The sequence below is a fragment of the Actinokineospora pegani genome (assembly GCF_009745975.1).
GTDB classification, from domain to species: domain Bacteria; phylum Actinomycetota; class Actinomycetes; order Mycobacteriales; family Pseudonocardiaceae; genus Actinokineospora; species Actinokineospora pegani.
Map to the genome: position 1 here is coordinate 1 of NZ_WHOL01000072.1, position 19,020 is coordinate 19,020.

General features: G+C 71.7%; 6 protein-coding genes. All 6 read right to left on the minus strand.

What is annotated here, in order from left to right; translation table 11 throughout:
• A partial coding sequence (locus GCL84_RS10860) for a condensation domain-containing protein (RefSeq protein ID WP_235926146.1) occupies window positions 1-7,303 on the minus strand: 7,303 nt, incomplete at its 3' end.
• Window positions 7,304-7,386: 83 nt separating this feature from the next.
• Window positions 7,387-9,072, minus strand: a complete 1,686-nt coding sequence (locus tag GCL84_RS10865) for a non-ribosomal peptide synthetase (RefSeq protein ID WP_156755301.1) — start codon at window positions 9,070-9,072, stop codon at window positions 7,387-7,389.
• A gap of 1 nt (window position 9,073) precedes the next feature.
• A complete protein-coding gene (locus GCL84_RS10870) occupies window positions 9,074-10,102 on the minus strand; it encodes a TauD/TfdA family dioxygenase (protein WP_156755302.1) in 1,029 nt (342 codons plus the stop codon).
• A 20-nt stretch (window positions 10,103-10,122) separates the two neighbouring features.
• The gene (locus tag GCL84_RS10875) at window positions 10,123-10,881 is read right to left on the minus strand and encodes a thioesterase II family protein (protein WP_156755303.1); all 759 of its coding nucleotides are present in this window, start codon (window positions 10,879-10,881) and stop codon (window positions 10,123-10,125) included.
• Window positions 10,882-11,051: 170 nt separating this feature from the next.
• Window positions 11,052-17,102, minus strand: coding sequence for a non-ribosomal peptide synthetase (locus GCL84_RS10880; RefSeq protein ID WP_156755304.1), 6,051 nt, complete (start codon window positions 17,100-17,102; stop codon window positions 11,052-11,054).
• Between the two features lie 632 nt (window positions 17,103-17,734).
• Window positions 17,735-18,955 (minus strand): helix-turn-helix domain-containing protein, encoded by a 1,221-nt coding sequence (locus GCL84_RS10885; protein WP_156755305.1) that lies wholly within the window; start codon window positions 18,953-18,955, stop codon window positions 17,735-17,737.
• Between the last annotated feature and the right edge of the window lie 65 nt (window positions 18,956-19,020).

The window sequence follows — 19,020 nt, forward strand, 5'->3', positions numbered from 1 at the left end:
CGGCGTTGTTCTGCAGCACGAGCATCACCTGGAACAGCGGGTGGTGCGCGGTCGAGCGGGCCGGGTTCAACTCCTCCACCAGCAGGTCGAATGGCAGGTCCTGGTGCTCGAACGCGGCCAGGTCGGCGTCGCGCACCCGGGCCACCAACTCACCGAACGTCGGGTCACCGGAGACATCCGTGCGCAGCACCAACGTGTTGACGAAAAACCCGACCAACTCGTCCAACGCCTCATCCAGCCGGCCCGCGACAGCGGCGCCCACCGGGACGTCCTCGCCCGCGCCCATCTTCGACAGCAGCAACGCGAGCCCGGCCTGCACGACCATGAACACCGTCGCGCCGGTCGCCGAGGCCAGTGCCCGCAGCCTGGTCAGCGCGACCGCGTCGAGCACGAACGGCACGACGTCACCGAGGTGCGAGGCCGCGGCGGGCCGCGGCCGGTCGGTGGGCAGGGTCAGCACCTCGGGCGCCCCGGCGAGCGCTGCCCGCCAGAACGCCGTCTGTGCCGGGCGCAGGCCGGCGAGCAGGTCGCGCTGCCAGAGCGCGTAGTCGGCGTACTGCACCGGCAGCGCGGGCAGCCCGGCCTCGTTCCCGGCGTAGGCGGCGGCCAGGTCGCGCAACAGCGGCGCCATCGACCAACCGTCCCCGGCGATGTGGTGCACCAGCACGACCACCACGTGCTCACCCGGCGCGACGCGCAACACGGTGACCCGCACCGGCAGCTCGACACCGAGGTCGAACACGTGTCCGGTCGCGGTGTCCACAGCGGACTCCACAGCGTCCGGGGCGCAGTCGCGCACCTCGACCACCGAACGCGCCCGCTCCACCGGCACCACCACCTGCACCGGCTCGCCGTCGACCGACGGGAACACCGTGCGCAGCACCTCGTGCCGGGCCACCACCCGCTCCACCGCCCGCGCCAGCGCGTCGACGTCGAGCCCGCCGGTCACCCGCAGGACGGTGGAGGTGTTGTAGGTGTGGCTGGTCCCCTCCAGCTCGGCCAGGAACCACAGCCTGCGCTGGGCGTACGACAGCGGCAGCACGTCCGGCCGGTGCTGTCGGACGAGCGCGGGCCGCACCGGCGCACCGGACAGTTCCGCCACCCGCGTGGCCAGCCCGGCCGCGGTCGGCGCGCGGAACAGGTCGCGCACGCCCACCTCGACGCCGAGCATGGCCCGCACCCGGCCGATGAGCCGCACCGCCAGCAGCGAGTGGCCGCCGACCTTGAAGAAGTTGTCGGACGGCGCCACCGGGTGGCCCAGCACCTCGGCGAACAGACCGCAGAGGATCTCCTCCCGCGGCGTGCGCGGGGCACGGCCAGTGGCGGCGAGCTCGGACTCGGGCAGCGCACCCCGGTCGAGCGTGCCGTCGGCGGCGACCGGCATCCGCGCCAGCGGCACCACCGCCGAGGGCACCAGGTGCTCCGGCAGGGCCCCCGCCGCCCAGGTCCGCAGGTCGCGGCCGACCACCGTCGAACCGGGCCGGGCCACGACGTAGGCCACCAGTGCCCCGGTCCGCCTGGCCACCACAGCCACCTGGGCGACATCGGGGTGCCGCGCCAGCACGGCCTCAACCGCGGCGGGCTCCACCCGGAGCCCGCGGATCGTGACCTGCTCGTCCGCCCGCCCCACAAGGTCCAACACCCCGTCGGCCGTCCACCGCGCCAGGTCCCCGGTGCGGTGCATCCGCTCACCGGCCGCACCCAGCGGGTCAGCGATGAACCGCTCCGCCGTCGCCCCGGGCCGTCCGGCGTATCCACGTGCCAAGCCGCCGCCGAGGTAGAGCTCGCCCACGACACCGGGGGCCACCGGCCGCAAGTGCGCGTCGAGCACGTAAACCCGCTTGTCGACCACGGCCCGGCCGATCGGCACGGCGCCGTCGACATCGGCGGGAACGGCGTGGGTCGTGGTGAGACCCGCCGACTCGGCAGGCCCGTACGCGTTGGCGACGCTCAGACCCGGGTGCCGGGCCAGGATGCGGGCGACGTGTGCGGCGGAGACCGCCTCGCCACCGGTGAAGACCGTCCTGACGCCGTCGAACGCCTCGGGGCACTCGTCGGCGAACTGGTTGAACAGGCTGGATGCCAGGTGGAGCATCGTCACACCGTGGTCGGACACCAGTCGCCGCACCACCGCGGGCTCCGGCCGCTGCCCCGGGTACAGCACGCACGTGCCACCGAAGGCCAGCGCGCCCCAGAACTCCAGGGAGAATGCGTTCTGGGCCACCGGCGAGGACTGCAGGAACACCGCATCCGGCCCGAAGGCGGCGTACTGCTGTCCAAGCAGGCTGCCGACCACCGTCCGGTGGGTGGTCAAGACCGCCTTCCCGGAGGCGACCACGACACAGGCGAGGTCGTCCGGCGACAAGGGCAGGTTGAGATCCGCCTCGGACAGCTCGGGCACCTGCGCGATGTCCACGGTCCTCGGCCCGCGCACCCGCTGCGCCAGCGTGGCGTCGGTGACGACCACACCGAGCCCGGTGTCGGCGACCAACTGGTCGGACAAGCCCGGGTCGAGCACCGCGTATCCGGCGCCCGCCTTGACGACCGCGACCACCGCGACGGCGAGGTCGATGCCGCGTTCGATCAGCACGCCGACCACGTCGCCGCGCCGCACGCCCTGGTCGAGCAGGTGCCGGGCCAACCGGTTGGCCCGGGCGTTGAGCTCGGCGTAGCCCAGTCGCCCGTCGCCGGACACCAGCGCGTCGCCGACCCGGTGCCGCTGCACGAGGTCGACCAGCGTGACCCCGCCCAGCTCGACCGCCGCCGGGTTCCAGCCCGTGACGACCTCGTGCCGCTGCGCGGGGGTGAGCGCCTCGACCTCGGTGACCGGCCGCGCCGGGTCGGCGGCGACCTGTTCGAACAGGTGGGCCAGCGCCGCCGCGAACCGCTGCGCGGTGGTCCGGTCGAACAGGTCGGCCGCGTACTCGAGCACGCCCTCGACGCCGTCGGGGGTCTCGTGCACGGCCAGGGTGAGGTCGAACTTGGCCGTGCCGGTGGTGAACGGCTCGTCGGTGGCGACCAGGTCGGCGAAGGCGGCGGGCGCGGGCGCGTCGTTGAGCAGCAGCATCACCTGGACCAACGGGTGCCAGGCCAGTGAGCGGGTCGGGTTCACCGCCTCGACCAGCGCCTCGAACGGCAGGTCCTGGTTGTCGAACGCGGCCAGGTCGGCGTCGCGCACCCGGGCCACCAGCTCGGTGAACGTCGGGGCCCCGGAGACGTCGGTGCGCAGCACCAAGGTGTTGACGAAGAAGCCGACCACCTCGTCCAGCGCGGCGTCGGCGCGCCCGGCGACCACGGTGCCGATCGGCACGTCGTCGCCCGCGCCGAAGCGCGACAGCAGCAGCGCCAGCCCGGCCTGCAGCACCATGAACGGGGTCGCGCCCGCCTCGGTGGCGACCCGGCGCAGGGCGGCCTGGGTCGGCGCGTCGAGGGTGAACGGCACCGCGTCGCCGCGGAAGGTCGGCGCGGACGGCCGGACCCGGTCGTGCGGCAGCGCGAGCACCTCGGGGGAGCCGTCGAGCGCGGCTCGCCAGAACTCCGTCTGGGCGGGGCCGATCTCGGCGAGCAGGCCCGCCTGCCACAGCGTGTAGTCCGCGTACTGCACGGGCTCCGCGTCCCACTCCGGGGCGCGCCCGCGCCTGCGAGCGGCGTAGGCGGTGGCGAGGTCGCGCAGCAACGGGCCCATGGACCAGCCATCGGTCGCGATGTGGTGCACCATCACCACGAGCACGTGCTCAGTGGGGCTGACCACGAACAGCCAAGCCCGCACCGGCAGGTCGGCGGCGAGGTCGAAGGTGTGGGTCAACGCGCAGGCCACCTCGGCGGGCACGGCCACCGCCGGGCAGTCGCGCACGGCCAGCTCCGGGACCGCGTCGACGCGGATCTGCTGGCGTGGCTCGCCGTCGATCGCCGGGTAGACGGTGCGCAGCGCCTCGTGGCGGGCGACCACGTCGCCCAGGGCCGCCGCGAGCGCGGCGGGGTCGAGGGCGCCGGTGAGTCGGCGGACCACCTGGACGTTGTAGGAGGTGCTCGGCCCCTCCATGCGGTCGACGAACCACAGCCTGCGCTGGGCCGAGGACAGCGGCAGCACCTCCGGCCGCTCCCCGACGACCACGGCCGGGCGGACGGGCGCGCCCGCCAGCTCGCCGATCCGGATGTCCAGCCCGGTGGGGGTCGGGCTGGCGAACAGGTCGCGAACGGCGACCTCCACGCCCAGCACCGACCGGATGCGCGACACCAGCCGCACGGCGAGCAGCGAGTGCCCACCGACCTTGAAGAAGTTGTCCGATGGGGCGACCGGGTGCCCGAGGGTGTCGCCGAACAGCCCGGCGAGGATCTCCGCCCGCGGCGACACCGACGCGGCCGCGGTGTCCACCTGGACGGTTTCGGCCTGGCGCGGGGCGAACCGGGAGCTCTCCTGCGCTGTCAGCGGCGCCAGGGAGTCCACGGTGGTCTCCACATCTCCCATGGCTGTCAGAACCCGTAGGTAGAGACCGGCGATCGCCTCGACAGTGGGGGCGTCGAACAGGTCGGTGGCGTATTCGAACCACAGAGCCAGCCCGGCGTCGGTCTCGGTCGCCGACAGGGTCAGGTCGAACTTGGTCGAGGTCAGGTCGACCTGCTCCATCGCCGCGGGCACACCACCGAGCGCCAGTTCGGCCTTGGCGGTGTTCTGCAAGGTCAGCATCACCTGCACCAGCGGGTGCCAGGCGGGCGACCGGTCCGGGTTGACACCCTCGACGAGCAGGTCGAAGGGCAGCTCCTGGTGGTCGAACGCGGCCAGGTCGGCCTCCCGCACCCGGGCCAGCATCGCGCCCACGGTCGGGTCGCCGGAGGTGTCGGTGCGCAGGACGACGGTGTTGACGAAGAACCCGACCAGCTCGTCGAGAGCGCTGTCGCCCCGCCCCGCCACGGCGGTGGCGATCAGGACGTCGTCACCCGCGCCGAGCCGGGACAGCAGCACGCCAAGCCCCGCCTGCAGGGCCATGAACAGGGTCGCGCCCGCTTCGGCGGCGACCGCGGCGAGGCGCGTTGAGGCCGCCGAGTCGAGCGTGACCGCGAGGCCCTTGCCCGCGTGGGTCGGCGTCCGCGGCCGGGGGCGGTCAGTGGGCAGCGACAGCACGGTCGGCGCGCCGTCGAGAGCCGTGCGCCAGAAGTCGAGGTCCGTGGACCCGGCAAGCAGGTCACGCTGCCAGAGCGCGTAGTCGGCGTAGTGGACCGGCAGCGGCTCCCAGCGCGGGGCCGCGCCGAGACGGCGGGCGTCGTAGGCGGTGGCCAGATCACGCAGCAGCGGGCCCAAGGACCACCCGTCGGCGGCGATGTGGTGCAGCAGCACGACCAGCGTCGAACCGGTCAGCAGCGCGCGCACCGGCGGTTCGGTCGCCAGATCGAACGGGGTGTTGGCGAACTCGTTGACGTCCCCGGCCCGGACCAGCTCAGGCCGGACATCAGGGAGCACGACCTGGGCGGGCTCACCGTCGACCGACGGGTAGACGGTGCGCAGCACCTCGTGCCGGGCGGTGACGTCGGCCAGCGCGGACTCCAGCGCCACCGGGTCGACCGGCCCGCCGAGCCGCAGCACCACCGGGACGTTGTAGGACGAGCTCGGGCCTGCCAGCCGGTCGACGAACCACAGCCTGCGCTGCGCGTACGACAGCGGCAGCGGGTCCGGCCGCCGCACCGGGGCCAGTGCGGGCCGCGCAGGCGCCCCGCTCAGCTCCCCCACCCGGGCGTCCAACCCCACCACCGTCGGCGAGCGGAACAGGTCGCGAACCCCCACCTCCACCCCGAGCACGGCCCGGACACGGCCGGTGAGCCGCACCGCGAGCAGCGAGTGCCCGCCGACCTTGAAGAAGTTGTCGGACGGCGCCACCGGGTGTCCCAGCACGTCGGCGAACAGACCGCTCAGGATCTCCTGCCTCGGCGTCAGCGCGCGGTCTTCTCCCCCACTCTCCTGCGCCGACAGCCGCTCCACCACCGCCAGCGATTCCGCGCGCACCGCGGCGCGGTCGTCCACCAGCAGCAGGCGCTCCTCCTCGGTGAGCACGCGCAGGTCGGCCATCGTCGCCTCCGGCGTGGCGGCCATCGCCGCGAGGACGCGGCCGAAGACGTCGGCGAGCAGCTCGACGGTCCACTCGTCGAACAGGTCGGTCGCGTACTCGAACCAGGTGTCGAGCCCACCATCGGCGTTCTCCACGCAGGTGACCGACAGGTCGAACTTGGTCGACTCCAGCCGCGAGGGCTCCTCGACCGCGGTGAGGTTCGCGAAGTCGAGTCGGACGGCGGCGTTGTTCTGCAGGACGAGCATCACTTGGACCAGCGGGTGCCAGGCCAGCGACCGCGCCGGGCTCAGCGCCTCGACCACCAGGTCGAACGGCAGCTCCTGGTGCTCGAACACGGCGAGGTCGGCGTCGCGGACCCGGTCGAGCAGCCCGGCGGCGCTCGGGGCGCCAGAGGTGTCGGTGCGTGTGACCACGGTGTTGACGAAGAAGCCGACCAGGTCGTCGAGGGCCTCGTCACCGCGCCCGGCAACCGCCGTGGCGATGGGGATGTCCTGACCCGCGCCCACCTGGTCCAGCGTCACCGCGAGACAGGCCTGCAACGCCATGAACAAGGTGGCGCCACGCGAGCGGGCCAGCTCGGCCACCCCGCGGCGCACCTCGGCGCCGACGCTGTGGATGACCCGGCCGCCCCGGCCGGTGGGGTTCTGCGGACGAACCCGGTCCACCGGCAGCGGCAGCACCGGCGGTGCCCCCGCCAGCGCCGCACGCCAGAACGCCGCCTGCGCCCCGGCCAGCGACAAACCATCCTCTTCGGACTCCAGGACTTCGCGCTGCCAGAGCGCGTAGTCGGAGTACTGCACCGGCAGCGGCTCCCACCCCGGGGCCGCGCCTGCCAGCCGCGCCGCGTAGGCCTGCGCCAGGTCCCGCAGCAGTGGCGCCATGGACCAGCCGTCAGCGGCGATGTGGTGCAACAGCACGACGAGCACGTTCTCCTCGTCGCCCACGCGGAACACCCGGGCCCGCACCGGGAGGTCCGAGGCGAGGTCGAACGCCTGGTTGGCGAAGTCCGCCACCTGCCGCCCGACCTCCGCCCCGTCGACCACCTCGAACTCCGGCGCCGTCACCGGGAGCACGCGCTGGACCGGCTCACCGTCCACCGCCGGGTAGACCGTGCGCAGCACCTCGTGCCGGTCGACCACGTCGGTCAGGGCCTCGCGCAGGGCGGCGAGGTCCAGCGCCCCGGTCAGCCGCAGCACGACCGGGACGTTGTAGGCGGAGTTGGGTCCTTCGAGCCTGTTCACGAACCACAGTCTGCGCTGCGCGTACGACAAAGGGAACATGCCAGCCTCCGGCTGTGGATAAGTGGACGGCGACCCGGAAACAGTTATGCCTGAATGGTTTCGATGACCCGAGCCAGGTCACGCAGGCGGGGGTTCTGGTAGACCGCCTTGACCGGCAGCGCCACCTTCAACTCCGCCCGCACCCGGGCCACCAGCTTGATCGCCAGCAGGGAGTGCCCGCCCAACTTGAAGAAGTTGGCGTCGGCGGACAGGCCGTCGACACCGAGCACATAGGACCAGACCTCGGCGATCAACCGCTCCGCCGCGCTGTCCAGGCCTGAACCTGCTGTCTGCGCTGGAGTCGTCTCGGGCAGCGGCAGAAGTTCTCGATCGAGCTTGCCATTAACCGTTCGAGGGAAAGCGTTCACCTGAACGAGGACCGACGGGACCATGTACCTGGGCAGGACATCGGCGAGCCGACCAGCGAGGGCGTCGGCGGAAACGCTTGCGGTGGCACGGTAGTAGCCCACGAGCGCCGTCCCGCTCGGCAGGTCGTCGCGCAGCAGCACGGCCGACTCGACCACGTCGGGGCAGCGGGTCAGCGCCGCCTCGACCTCGCCGAGCTCGATCCGGTAGCCGTGCACCTTGACCTGGTTGTCACGACGGCCGATGTACTCGATGTCGCCGTTGGAACGCCTGCGCGCGAGGTCACCCGTGCGGTACACGCGCGAACCGTCCGGCCCGGCGACGAATCGCTCAGCGGTGAGACCCGGTCGATTGCGGTATCCGCGGGCGACGCGCGCGCCCCGAAGGTGGATCTCACCGACTTCGCCGTCCTCGACCTGGCTGAGCTTCTCGTCGAGCAGCAGCAGATCGAGGCCGGGCAGAACGGTGCCGATGTGGGGGCTCTCCCCCTGCGCGATCCAACCTGCGGTGGCGTCGACAGTGCACTCAGTGGGCCCATAGAGGTTCACCGCCCGCACGTTCCGCAAAGACGCCATGCGCTCCCACAACGAGGGGCTGATCGGCTCGCCCCCTACAAGCAGCGTCAGCGGGCTCTCCAACTCGGTGAGCAGCGGAACAAGCGCCTCCGCGTGCGACGGGGTGAGGTCGAGGTCCGTGAGCCGCTGTTCGACAACCAGAGCGGCCATCAGCGCCGGGTCCGCGCGGGTCGCGTCGTCCAGGACGACCACCGCGTCACCCCGGCACAACCGGGTCCACTGCTGCACTGACGCGTCGAACGAGGCCGAGGCGTTCCACCCGACCCGCCCACCGTCGGTGGCCGAGATCCCAGCCTCCTCCAGGGCCTCGACCAGCAGGGCCGCGCTCCCCCGGGTGATCTCCACGCCCTTGGGCAGGCCCGTGGAGCCGGAGGTGTAGATGACGTACGCCAGGTTCCCCGGGCTGACCTCGACCGGGGTGAACTCCGCGCTGTGCCCCGCGCCGAGGTCGACGACGCTGACCGCCTCGACCTCACCGGCGGGCTCGCCGATGAGCAGGTCGGCGCGGGCGTCGGCGACCAGGTAGCGGCGGCGCTCGGCGGGCAGCGCCGGGTCGACCGGCAGGTAGGCGGCGCCCGCGGTGAGCGCGCCGAGCAGGGCGACGACCAGGTCGGTGCCGCGCGGGAGGCTGATCGCGACCAGGCTCTCCCGGCCGATGCCCCGCGCGGTCAGCGCGCCCGCGATCCTGGCGGCCTCGGCGCGCAGCTCACCGAAGGTCAGCTCGCGCCCATGGGCGACGAGGGCGGGCCGGTCCGCGGGGACGGCGGCGAGTCGGGTGATGAGGTCCATGTCAGGCCCCGTACCGGGTCGTCGAGGGCTGCGCGGTGGGCGCGCAGTCGGCCAGCGCGACCGGGTCGCCCATGCCGACCACGATCTTGCGGGCGCCGGTGAAGGCCTCGCGGCCGTGCGCGCACAGGATGTTGTCGACCAGCAGGAGGTCGCCCGCCTGATAGGTCTCGCGCATGGTCACCTTGTTGTAGACCTCGTTGAGCGCTTCAGCCTCCTCACGCGTGAGCGCGGTGCCGTCACCGACATAGGTCGCGAACGGGAGGCCGTCCTCCCCGTAGGTCTCCACGAGGACATCGCGGATGTCGGGGTCCAGGCTCCAGGAGTTCCAGAAGGCCATGTGGTTGAACCACACCCGGTCGCCGGTGACAGGGTGGGTCACGACCGCGGAGCGGCGCTGGGTGGTGCGGAAGGAGTCCTCGTCCACCCACTCGTAACCGATGGTGTTCTCCGTGCAGTAGGCCTCCGCGACCGCCTTGTCCTCGGTGGCGAAGGAGGTCTGCCACGGCAGGCCGGCCATCTCGGAGTAGTTGCGCACGAGCAGCCAGCCCATCTTCTCGCAGCGCTCACGCAGGTCCTCGGGCAGCAGCGCGAGGGCCTTGCGCATGTCGCCCACGGTGGTGGCGCCGCCGGTCTCAGGGGCGATGAGGCAGCCGAACAGCAAAGCGCCGGGGAAGTCCAGGGTGTAGCTGTTCTCGTTATGCAGGCGGATCGGCTGGACCGCGGGGAGGTCGGTGGAGGAGAAGACCCCGTCCCCGAAGTCGGACCGCGGGGTGGCCTTCTCCTTGTAGTTGGCGCGCTTGGGGAAGAGGACGTCACGCACCGCCGCGAACGCCTCGTTGGTGGTGACCGGGAGACCGCGCAGCATCAGGCAGCCGGAGCTGAGCAGCTCGGCGCGGATCGCGGGGAGGGCGCCGGTCACCCAGCGCACCGCCTCGTCCAGGTCCGCGGTCACGGGGGCGGTGGCGATCGGGGGCTTGCCGGGTTCGCGGCTGACCTCCAGCGCACGCACCGAGTTGTCGAGGGATGTCATCGTCTTGTTCCTCTCCTGGGTCAGCCGAGCAGGCTCTGGACGACCTGGCCGACCCGCGCGAGGAACGGGGGCAGGTCCTGCTGGAAGTAGAAGTGGTCCCCGGCGAACATCTCGACGTGCGCCGACGCCGAGGTCGAGGTGGCCCACTGCGGCAGCGTCGCCACCGGGACGATCGGGTCGGCGTCGCCACCGAACACGGTGACCGGGCAGGTCAGCGGGGTGGTCGGGCCGGTGTAGCGGTAGACGTCGTCGATGCCGAAGTCGGCCCGGATGGCCGGGACGATGATCTCCCGCAGCTCCGGCTCGTCGAGGATCTCGTCCTGGGTGCCGCCGCGGGCCTTGATGGCCGCCACCAGCTCGTCGTCGTCGAGGCGCTCGGCGCGCACCGGGGCGGGGTTGGCCAGGTGCGGGGCGCGGCAGGCGCTGACGATGAGGCCCTTGGGCGGGGTGCCGCGCTCGGTGAGCAGCCGGGCCACCTCGAAGGCGACCAGGGAGCCCATCGAGTGCCCCAGCACCACCAGGTCGCCGGTGTCCTCGGGCAGGCAGTCGACGACTGGGCCCGCCAGGTCGGCCACGCTCTCGGGCAGGTCGTCGACGAAGCGGGCGCCCCGGCCCGGGTATTGGCCGATGAGCAGCCGCAGGCTCTCCGGCAGGTGCTCCCGCCACTCGGCGTAGGCGTGGGCGTTGCCCCCCGCGTGCGGGAGCACGAGCAGGTCCGCGGTACCGGTGCCGAGTGCCCAGACCACGTCTTCGCGGTCGGCCATCGTGGGCGCGCTCATGGTTTCGCTCCATCTGGTCCAGGGTCACTGTCTGATGCGGAAACACTATGTGCGGCAATACTTTGCGAGAGGCACTCGCAGCGGCAGTTAGCGGCGGTATGGGCACTGCCGGTCCCGATACGCGCGGAGACCCCGCCGAGAGGTTCTCGACGGGGTCTTCCCGTAGCGGTTCAGATGGTTGTCTGCGTCCTGCGGCGGAGCATGGGCCTGCGCGTGGGCTTGCCCTTCGTGTCGATGACCTCCGCGAGCTGCGCGACGGTGGGGGCCTTAAAGATGTCCCGGATCGTCAGCTCGACGTCGAGTGCGTTGCGGACCCTGCTGATGAGGCGGGCGCCAAGCAGTGAGTGGCCCCCGAGGTCGAAGAAGCTGTCGTCGATGGTGGGGGTCTCTATGGACAAGAGTTCGGCGTAGAGCGCGCACAGGACTGTCTCGCGCGGGGTGCGGGCCGCACGCCCCCCGGCGTTGCCGTGCAACTCGGGTTCGGGGAGGGCTTTGCGGTCCAGCTTGCCGTTGGGGGTGATGGGGATGCGGTCGAGGACCGTGATGGCGGAGGGCACCATGTGCTCCGGGAGCCGGTCCGCGGCCCAGGCGCGAAGCTGCCTGCCGGTCGTGCTGCCGACGACGTAGGCGACCAGGCGGGCCGGCCCGTCGGAACGCCAGGCGAGGACGGCAGCCTGGGTGGTGCCCGGGTGGGCGGTCAAGACGGCCTCGACCTCGCCGGGTTCGACCCGGAACCCGCGGATCTTCACCTGGTCGTCTGCCCGACCGACGAAGTCCAACACCCCGTCAGCAGTCCACCTGGCCAGGTCACCCGTGCGGTACATGCGCTCACCGGGCGCGCCCAGGGGATCAGCCACGAAACGCTCAGCCGTGATCCCTGGACGCCCCGCATACCCCCGTGCAAGACCGACGCCACCCAGATAGACCTCTCCGACGACACCGGGCTGGACGGGGTGCAGCCACTTGTCGAGCACATAAGCGCGCTTGTTGGCGACAGCGCGCCCCACGGGAACAGGCCCCTCGATGTCCGCGTGCGCGGTGTGGGTAGTGGTGAAACCCATCGACTCGGCGGGCCCATAGCCGTTGGAGACGGTGAGACCAGGGTGTTTCGCGAGGATGCGGGCGACGTGGACCGCAGAGGCCGCCTCTCCGCCGGTGAAAGCGATGCGCAGCGGTGCGAACGCTTGCGGGCACTCGTCGACCAGATAGTTGAAGAGGCTGGACGACACCTGCAGCATCGTCACCCCATGCTTGCCCACCAGGTCTGCGACCACCGCGGGCTCGGGCCGCTGCCCCGGGTGCAGGACACACGTCCCCCCGAAGGCGAGGGCGCCCCAGAACTCGAGCGAGAACGCGTCCCACGACACCGGCGAGCACTGCAGGAAAACCTCATCCGGCCCGAAGGTCGCGTACTCCTGGCCCAGCAGCGTGCCCACGAGCGCGCGGTGTGGAGCGACCACGCCCTTGGGGCGGCCAGTGGACCCGGACGTGAACATCACGCAGGCGACATCCGCGGGCGAGATGTCGATGTCGAGATTCGCTGTCTCGCCCTCGCTCGGTTCCAACACTGGCTCGACGGTGACCCGCCCCTTGAGGCCCTCGGTCGTGACCACCACCCCCACCCCGGTGTCCGCGACGACCACGGCGAGCCGGTCATCCGGGAAATCGGGGTCCAGCACGGTGTACCCCGCTCCGGCCTTGACCACCGCGACGACGGCGACGGCGAAGTCGATGCCCCGCTCGACGAGCACGCCGACGACATCCCCTCGTTTCACACCTCGACCCATGAGATGCCGGGCGAGCCGGTTCGCCCTGGCGTTGAGCAGCCGGTAGGACAACTCCTCGCCGTTGAACACCAGCGCCGTCCGGTCGCTGTCGGCCACCTGCTCGAACAGCTCAACCACCGTGGCGTCAGCGATGTCGACCGGGGCGGGGTTCCATTCCCCGACAACGATCCCGCGCTGTGCCTCGTCGAGCACGACGACCTCGCCCACGCGCCGCCCCGGATCATCCGCGACCTGGTCGAGGACGCGGGCCACCGTGGCGGTGAGGCGCTCGACGGTGGGGGCGTCGAAGACGTCGGTGTTGAACACGACCACGCCGGTCATGTCCTCGCGCAGCAGGAACTCCAGGTCGAACTTCGCCGAGCCGGTCTCGGCGTAGGCCATGCCCTCGGGCGGCGTGCCCTCCAGCGCGAGGCAGACCTGGAACAGCGGGTGGCGGGCTAGCGACCTGGCCGGGTTGACCGCATCAATCACCCGATCGAATGGGATCTCCTGGTGGGAGTAGGCGTCCAGCCCGGTCGAGCGGACCCGGCGCAGCAGTTCGGCGAAGGTCGGGTCGCCGGAAGTGTCGGTGCGCAGAACTAGCGTGTTGACGAAGAATCCAACCAGATCGTCCACGGTGGACTCGGGACGACCGGCGACAGGGGAACCGATGGGGATGTCCTCGCCCGCACCCAAGCGGGTCAGCGTCAGCGCGAGCACGGCTTGCGCGACCATGAACGGTGTGGCGCGGTGCGCTGCCGCCAGCGCGGCGACCCGCTCCGCGTCCAAGGCGAACGGGATGGTCGCGCCCCGGTGCGAGCGGACCGGTGGTCGTGGCCGGTCGAAGGGCAGCGCGATCGCTTCGGGGAGGTCGTCGAGCGCTTTCCGCCAGAAGTCGAGACCGCGCGCGACCACGCTGCCCGGATCGTCCTCGGAGCCGAGGAGTTCGCGGTGCCACAGCGTGTAGTCGACGTAGGAGACGGGCAGTTCGGCCCACTGCGGCTCGTCACCCCGGCAGCGCGCCGCGTAGGCCGTGCGCAGGTCTTCCAGCAGCGGGCGCACCGACAGGCCGTCGGTGGTGATGTGGTGCAGCAGGATCAATACCCGGTCGGGGAACAACGTGACGCGGATGGGCGGTTCCACCGCCAGGTCGAAGCGGTGCTTGGCCGCGTCCTCGTCCTGCTCGCTTACCTGGAAGACGGTTGGGCCAGGCTCCGGCAGCACATGCTGGAACGGCTCGTCCCCGGCCATGGGGAAGACCGTGCGCAACGGTTCGTGCCGCATGGCGACGTCCCGGACGGCGGCGGCGAGCGCGTCGGTGTCGACCGGTTCGGTGAGCGGGAAGAGCATCGGCACGGTGTAGGCGGCGCCCGCTCCGTCGAACCGGTCGAGGAACCACAGCCTGCGCTGGGCGGCGGACAGTGGCGGGCGCCGTGGTCGGTCGGCGCGCACGAGCGCGGGCCGGTCCTGGGCGGTGACGTTCAGGTGCGGGTCGAGCGCGGCGACGGAGGGCGACTGGAACACGTCCCGGATGGTCAACTCGACGCCCAGGGCCTCGCGCACTCGCGCGACGAGCCGGGCGGCCATGAGCGAGTCGCCCCCGAGGTCGAAGAAGCCGTCGTCAACGGTCACCGCGTCGACCCCGAGCACCGCGGCGAAGAGACCGCAGAGGATCTCCTCACGCGGAGTGCGTGGGGCGCGGCCCGTGCAACCGGCGGTGAAGTCGGGCGCGGGCAGGGCCCGCCGGTCGAGCTTGCCGTTCGGGGTGAGCGGCAGCCGGTCCAGCACGACGACGGCCGCGGGCACCAGGTGGTCCGGCAGCCGAGCGGCCGACCACTCGCGCAGGGTCGCCCCGTCGACCGCACCCACGGCGTAGGCGACGATCCGGTCCGGGTCGCGCTGGACGACGATCGCGACCTGGGTGACCTCGGGGTGGCGGACCAGGACGGCCTCGACCTCGGCAGGTTCGACCCGGAACCCGCGCACCTTGACCTGGTCGTCCACCCGCCCGACGAAGTCCAGCACCCCGTCGGGGGCCCACCGGGCCAGGTCCCCGGTGCGGTACATCCGCTCCCCCGGCACGCCGAACGGGTCGGCGACGAACCGCTCGCCGGTCAACCCGGGCCGGGCAGCGTACCCCCGGGCCAGGCCGACGCCGCCCAGGTACACCTCGCCCACCACTCCGGCCGGTGCGGGGCGGAGGCGGTCGTCGAGCACGTAGGCCCGCTTGTTGACCACCGCACGGCCGATCGGGACCGCCCCTTCGACGTCCGCGGGCACGGTGTGGGTGGTGGTGAAGCCCATCGACTCAGCGGGCCCGTAGCCGTTCGCCACGCTCAGCCCCGGGTGCGAGGCGAGCGCCCGCGCGACGTGCACGGCGGAAGCAGCCTCACCGCCGGTGAAGGCCAACCGCACACCGTCGAACGCGCTCGGGTACTCGTCGACGAGGAAGTTGAACAAGCTGGACGAGACCTGGAGCATCGTCACCCCGTGCCGTCCCACCAGGTCGGCGATCACCCCGGGGTCGGGGCGCTGGCCGGGCTGGAGCACGCAGGCGCCGCCGAAGGCGAGCGCTCCCCAGAACTCGAGCGAGAACGCGTCCCACGACACCGGCGAGCACTGCAGGAACACCTCATCCGGCCCGAAGGTGGCGTACTCCTGCGCGGCCAACGTCCCCACCAGGGCGCGATGCGGGGCCAAGACCCCCTTGGCGCGCCCGGTGGAGCCGGAGGTGAACATGACGCACGCGACATCGTCGGCGGTGGCGACCATCCCCGGGTTGGTCCCGTCCCGGCCCTGGTCGACCACCACGACGGCAGAGGCCAACCCCTCCGCGCGGTCGCACTGCGCCGCATCGGCCACGATGAGCCGCACCCCGGCATCGGCGACGACGACACCCAGTCGCTCGTCCGGGAACTCCGGGTCCAACACCGCGTACCCAGCGCCTGCCTTCACAACGGCGACGACCGCGACAGCGAAGTCGATCCCGCGCTCGGCGAGCACACCGACCAAGTCCCCACGCTCGACCCCGGCCGCGCGCAGTCGCTGGGCGAGGTGGTTGGCGCGGGCGTTCAAGTCCCGGTAGGAAACCCGATCGGCGCCGAAGACCAGGGCGGTGGCGTCGGTGTCGGCCACGCGCTCGAACAGCTCGACCAGGGTGACGTCCTCGGCCGGGGCAGGCCGGGGGTTCCACTCGCGCAAGACTGTTTCCTGCTCGGCGGCTGTCAGGGCGTCGATGTCGGCGACGCGCACGTCGGGGTCGGCCGCGAGCGCGCCGACGATCTCGCGGAACGCGCTCAGGTGCGCCCGGAGATCGACCGGCAGTGCCTCGTCGACGGAGAACTCCACCCGCAAACCGCCCGCGAACCGGGTCACCATCACGGCCATCTCGTCACCGGTGCCGCCGATGGCGACGACCCGCGCCCGTGCCGCGACACCGTCGAACTCGATGCCCTGGGCGTCGGTAAGGATGTTGACCACCGGCCCGAACTGGCGGCGGCCCAGCTCCCGCAACAGCACGGCCGGGTCGAACCGCTGGTGCCGCTGCACCAACCGCACCTCGCCCGCCACGGCCGCGGCGAGGTCCGCGGCCCGGCAGGCGGGGTCAACGGGCACTCGCAACGGCATGACGGTCGACGACATCCCCGCCGCCGACCGCGCCCGCGCCGACCCCCGAATGCTGACCGGCAGGCTGAGCAGCACATCCCTGTCACCGGTCCACAGGTAGCGGTGCAGCACAGCCGCCGTGACGATGGCCTGCCGCCACGTCACTCCCGCGCGCTCCGCGAACGCCCGCAGACCGGCGAAGACCTCGTCGCCGAACTCGGCGCCCACCCGCGTGCTGCGGCCGCTCAAGGGCTGCTCGCCCCACGACACCGCCGCAGGCGCGTCGGCCACCCGCCGTCGCCAGAACTCGGCGTCGGCGGCCTGCTCGGCCGACCCGTCGTACTCGTCGTAGTCGTCCAGCACATGGGCGAAGGTGGCGATCGGCTCGCCCTCACCCCGGTACACCTCAGCCAGCCGCCGCCACATCAGCAACTGGGAGTGCCCGTCGTGAACGGTGTGGTGAAAGCGCTTGTGCCAGTAAACCCGGTCATCGGCGAGCCGGAGGAGGCAATGTCGGAACCGCGCACCCGCCCCGGTCTCCAAGTCGTTGAGCATGAACTCGTGCGCGGCCGCCGCCGAATCCGCCTCGCCCCGCAGGTCGATCACCTCCGGCTCGGCACCCACCACCACCCCGAACTCCTGCACCGGCTCCCCATCAACCTCTCGGAAGCGCAACCACAAAGCGTCGTTCTCCGCCGCGACCACCCTCGCCGCTTCCCGCAGCCGCCCCAGATCCACGGCCCCCCGCACCTCGAGGTACCCGCCGACGTTGAACGCCGGACTGGCCGGATCAAGCCGCTGCGCGAACCAGATGCCCCGCTGAGCCGGAACAAGCCGCCGCCCTGCCATGAGAACCCTCCGCTGCTCAAAGTCGGCGCCGGCCCACAAACCAGTCGGCGCCCCGGTCAACCCGCATTCGCGGTCGGATATCAGGACCACAGCCCTGCGCCGCCCCAGTGAACCGTCCCCCAAGCCCCCCAACCGGCAGTCCCACCGGCACTTGACAGGCGGCTCAAGCAGCCTCAAACCGCCCACCCGCTCCACGCCCGACCCGCCCAACAAGCTCAAGGAAGCCCAACAAGCTCACCCATCCACGCAGCCAAACCATGCCCACCCCGGCTGCAAGCAAGCACCATGCCGACACTTGCAGCCAACACCACCCGCAACACTCAAGACCCGCGAACCTCACACCAAGCCGACAATCGCCCACCGCACGCAGCGACACCGCATCCCACACAACCGTCCGACAATCGCTCCCGTACTCATGAGCACCACGCCGACAGCTCGAGCAGCACTGATCGCGACACCTGCCAACCATCCACCACCCGCAGCAACACCACATCCGCCGAAGCAGGCCGCGCCCCAACAACCCAGCCGCAAGCACCGAACCGACAACCCCAACCGATATCGCCCGCACAACCCAACACGCGGACGCCACCCACCACACGCGACCAGAAGCAGTCGCGCACCAACCACCCCACTCAAACAGCCACAACCACCAGATCAACAACCTGACCCAACACCACCCGCACAAGCCCCAACACCCGGAAGCCGTCCACCTCACGCGCCCGCACCACACCCCGCAGAAGGAGACCACGCACCACACGTCCGCACTCGGGCAGGCTCAACCCGCTGACCGCCACCACGTCGTCGAGGGTGAACTCGGCGGGCAACCGCCCGAGTAACCGCGGGTCGGGTAACTCCCGCACGCACCGGGAGACCCCCTCCCGAACCCCCGACGGGTTCAGCACACCTTCGACGTGGCCAAGCAGGTCGTCCCGCAAGGCGGTCTGCAACATCTCCACCCCATACACCGCCAACCACGACGCGGCCGCGATGACCGCCGCAGGCACCCCGTCCACCAGGCGACAGATCTCCGTCACCACGCTCCGGTCAGCCTCAGTCAGCACCCGCTCACCCCGCGCGCAGTGTTCAAACAGCTCTACAGCCTCCGCGTCACTCAGCGGCGACAACAAGAACAACCGCTCCCCAGCCACCTCCACAGGGGCAGGCGACGTGACCAGCACCCGCAGCCCCGGGCACTCACGCATCAGCCCCCGAACCCGCTCCTCATCGAACGCAACCCCCGGGTCGTCAACCACCAGCAACGTCCGCCGCCCCGCGATGACCTCAACGAGCTCACCCAGCGCTTGGCCATCCCCGCCCCGCCCCAACCCGGCAACCCCGGCCGCGACAACACCGGCAAGCACCTCATCCCGCATCGGGCACTCACCCCCAACCCACAGAACCGGCACGCCATCCCCGTGTAGCCGCCCAGCAACCTCAGCCACCAACCGCGTCTTACCCACCCCACGCAACCCCACCACGGTCACCAACCGCGCGCTCTCCAGCTCCCCCATCAACGAGGCAACTTCCCGCTCCCGCCCCACAAGAACCCCATCCACCACCGGCGCCGGAGCCATCTCCACCGGGTAGTCCGCACCCACGGTGACCCCCGCCCGCCCCTGATGCGCGGCCCTCTCCAACTCCCCCCGCGCTTGCACCCCCAACCGCAGCGCGTCAGACACCAGCCGCACCGTGTCCTGCCGAGGCTTCCGGGCCCGCCCCTGCTCCAGATCCCGAATCGCCCGCACGCTCACAGTCGACAGGTCAGCCAACTCCCGCTGTGTCAGACCCACCCGCGCGCGGTGCCCGTGCAGCAACCGACCGAACCGGGAAGCCCCACCATCGACCTCGGACACGACAGCTCCCTTCCGCGAGACCACAGCCCCGCAATTCCTCTTACCCCTCCAATACTCAAAATCCC

Bases quoted from the DNA above. Each gene is read 5' to 3' on its own strand.
- GCL84_RS10865 (WP_156755301.1), bottom strand. From the start codon at position 9,072: ATGGACCTCATCACCCGACTCGCCGCCGTCCCCGCGGACCGGCCCGCC.
- GCL84_RS10875 (WP_156755303.1), bottom strand. From the start codon at position 10,881: ATGAGCGCGCCCACGATGGCCGACCGCGAAGACGTGGTCTGGGCACTC.
- GCL84_RS10880 (WP_156755304.1), bottom strand. From the start codon at position 17,102: ATGGCAGGGCGGCGGCTTGTTCCGGCTCAGCGGGGCATCTGGTTCGCG.
- GCL84_RS10870 (WP_156755302.1), bottom strand. From the start codon at position 10,102: ATGACATCCCTCGACAACTCGGTGCGTGCGCTGGAGGTCAGCCGCGAA.